The organism is Alteromonas sp. G5_S2_22_S1 (genome assembly GCF_054968525.1).
This window is the reverse complement of record NZ_JBQKUJ010000076.1, coordinates 1-262: the sequence shown is the minus strand read 5'-3', so window position 1 is coordinate 262 and position 262 is coordinate 1. Positions and strand designations below refer to the sequence as shown.

At 53.4% G+C, this 262-nt stretch carries 1 rRNA gene; it reads right to left on the bottom strand.

Annotated elements, in window-relative coordinates:
• Nucleotides 1–262, bottom strand: a 16S ribosomal RNA gene (locus ACTRWF_RS19745); the annotation flags it as partial.

Here is a 262-nt window from a genome sequence, read left to right as displayed (position 1 = left end):
GCTGGCAACTAAGGACAAGGGTTGCGCTCGTTGCGGGACTTAACCCAACATCTCACGACACGAGCTGACGACAGCCATGCAGCACCTGTGTCAGAGTTCCCGAAGGCACCAATCCATCTCTGGAAAGTTCTCTGCATGTCAAGTGTAGGTAAGGTTCTTCGCGTTGCATCGAATTAAACCACATGCTCCACCGCTTGTGCGGGCCCCCGTCAATTCATTTGAGTTTTAACCTTGCGGCCGTACTCCCCAGGCGGTCTACTTA